This window comes from Moorena sp. SIO2C4 (genome assembly GCF_010672485.1).
GTDB lineage: Bacteria > Cyanobacteriota > Cyanobacteriia > Cyanobacteriales > Coleofasciculaceae > Moorena > Moorena producens.
On the sequence record NZ_JAAHGN010001108.1, the window covers coordinates 1 to 2,408 of the forward strand.

At 41.9% G+C, this 2,408-nt stretch carries 2 protein-coding genes; one reads left to right on the forward strand and one right to left on the reverse strand.

The annotated features are described in order from the left end of the window. Positions 1–218: 218 nt before the first annotated feature. Positions 219–389, forward strand: a complete 171-nt coding sequence (locus tag F6K20_RS34305) for a hypothetical protein (protein WP_287297776.1) — start codon at positions 219–221, stop codon at positions 387–389. Positions 390–392: 3 nt separating this feature from the next. Here the strand turns inward: F6K20_RS34305 and F6K20_RS34310 are convergent, their stop codons facing one another. After that, the gene (locus F6K20_RS34310; protein WP_008181865.1) at positions 393–2,198 is read right to left on the reverse strand and encodes an FkbM family methyltransferase; all 1,806 of its coding nucleotides are present in this window, start codon (positions 2,196–2,198) and stop codon (positions 393–395) included. Positions 2,199–2,408 lie beyond the last annotated feature (210 nt).

Here is a 2,408-nt window from a genome sequence, read left to right on the forward strand (position 1 = left end):
GAGCAGAGCCATTCCCTCGCGGATTGAGATTGCCACGCTTGGGGTGGCATGGATCCTCTTCTTTGGCAGCATATGCACTCATGGACGGAAAAACCTGCACTCCAATGTCTCGATGGACGTGACAGAATCCGTGGGGACAGGGCTAAAAATCTAGAACTTGCTATTGAAGCATTCCAACAAGCTTCGTCCGTTCGCACCACACAAGACTTTCCCATGGCTTGGGCAATGACTCAAAGCAACCCTCAAAACAACCTTGGTCTGCCCATAATGACAGAATCCGTGGTGATAGGCAAGAGAATCTGAAAAAAGCGATTGTTGCATACCAACTAGCGTTAATGCTTACTATCGCTTTATTACCCACTCCCGACTCCCTACTCCCGATTCCCTAATCCCTATTTCTTTTTAAGAGAAACTAATGATGGGACAAAAGCAGAGAGTCGTAGATGAATTATCTTGGCTTGATTAAACAAGCCATCTTTGATTAAGTGAGGCAGAGCCTGAGGTCTGACATTGTAAATATTGTTGTCTATGACCTTTACTTTGCCTCCTTCTTGCTCGAAGAAACCCGATTGTAATAACTGGTTGAAATAGTACTGGTCACCAAAATGTCCTGCTCTCATATCTGAGTCATCTTGTTCTGACATCAGAGTAATCCAGCCATCAATCATTTTAGTAATGAATTGGCATTTTTTTAAGGCGAATACTCCTGTATTAATGTGTTTATGTGATTTATAGCCAATAAATTTATAGGGTTGTTTACTATAGTCAACATTAGGTTCTTTTGCTATACATAAATAACAGTCATCAAGAAACACAAAAATATCGGAAATATCCCCAATTACCAAGGTATCTGTATCCATAAATAAGGTTTTTTCGTAAGGACTCATTTTCAAGATATCTGCTTTGAGTTTATGAGGATTTTTGTTTCTTTTTAAAGGATAGACTGTACAGCCATCTAACTCCCCAATGGCGCAATCGGTAAATAGGGATATCGGGATGGTAGGATTGGATTTCTTGAAAAATTTATAAGCATTAAGAAATTCTCGTTTAAATTTTTCCCCAATCGCTAAATAAATTACACCACAGTCGTGGCTTGAGGACATCAAGTCATTCTTTTGACTAGGGTTTTCCTGGAAACCTTTACTATGGTTTTTACTATGGTGTTTATACAGACCTTCTAATAAAGCCTCGCCAAAATTATCCTCTGACCACTGGAAGTTAGGGTTAAGGGACAGCCCTAAGCGATACTCAGCTACTGCTTCAGCTGCCATCCCTTTTCGGGCTAGGGCTTTGGCTAAGGTGATATGATACTGATGGTGATCAGGGTTGAGGTCAATGGCTTTACGGTAAAATGCGATCGCAGCTTCGAGATGACCTTGTTTCTCCAAGACTTCCCCCAAGTTGTGATGAGACGAAGATATCTTGGGGTTAAGCCCAATCCCACGACGGTAAGCGATAATAGCTTGGTCAAGCTGACTATTTTCTGTGTAAGCTTCCCCTAATTTATGCTGAAAGCCGCAGAAGTATTGTGCCTTTTCTGGTATTGCCAGTAAATCAATTCTCTCAGTGTTGAGGCTGGTCTTTGGTTGTATTGGTTGTAACTCGTAATCATGTCGCCTCAGAAAATCGTAAATCTGATGTCGATTCCCGAGGGTTCGTTTAAATACTTGCTCATTAATCTCAATCACCATCCGAGGTTGATGTTGATATATCGTCTCTTCAGCTCCTTTGAGGGCTTTTAACTCCCAACCTTCTACATCAAACTTGATCAAGTCTAGCTGGGTAAACTCAAAGGAATCTAATCGAACAGCTCGAATGGTTTGTGAGTTATCGGAATAGGAGCAAAAACTCTCTCCTGTGTTTGGTCTAATCACCAAATTCAGGGTTTCTTCTTGGTCTGAAAGGGCATAGTTATAGGATTCTGCCCCTGGTACATTTAATTTGAGACATTCATAAGCTTCTGGCAGGGGTTCAAATGCTAACACTCGACCAGTTATCCCAACTTTATTCAGGTAAGCAATGGTGTGATCGCCAATGTTGGCACCAACATCTATGGCAACACCACCCCTTGGTATATGAGGTAAAATCCCCCTCAACAGTGATTGATCGTGATCTAAGCGTCCTACTTTTGGTATTAATTGAGTCCTATAGGTGTCATTTTCAATTAATGCAATACCATTCCAAAATTTGATTGCCATAGTTAAGTTTTAAAGGGAACAGGGAATAGGGAGCAGGGAGTAGGGAGTAGGGAGTAGGGAGTAGGGAGTAGGGAGTCGGGAGTCGGGAGTCGGGAGTCGGGAGTAGGGAGTAGGGAGTCGGGAGTCGGGAGTCGGGAAAAAATCCTGGGCTTTTCTAGAGTCGTTATGATAAATTAATACCTAAAGTATAGGCAAAAGGCAAAAGGCAAG

What these genes read in the sequence shown, in the direction of transcription:
- F6K20_RS34310 (WP_008181865.1), bottom strand. Translation starts at nt 2,198, where the DNA reads ATGGCAATCAAATTTTGGAATGGTATTGCATTAATTGAAAATGACACC.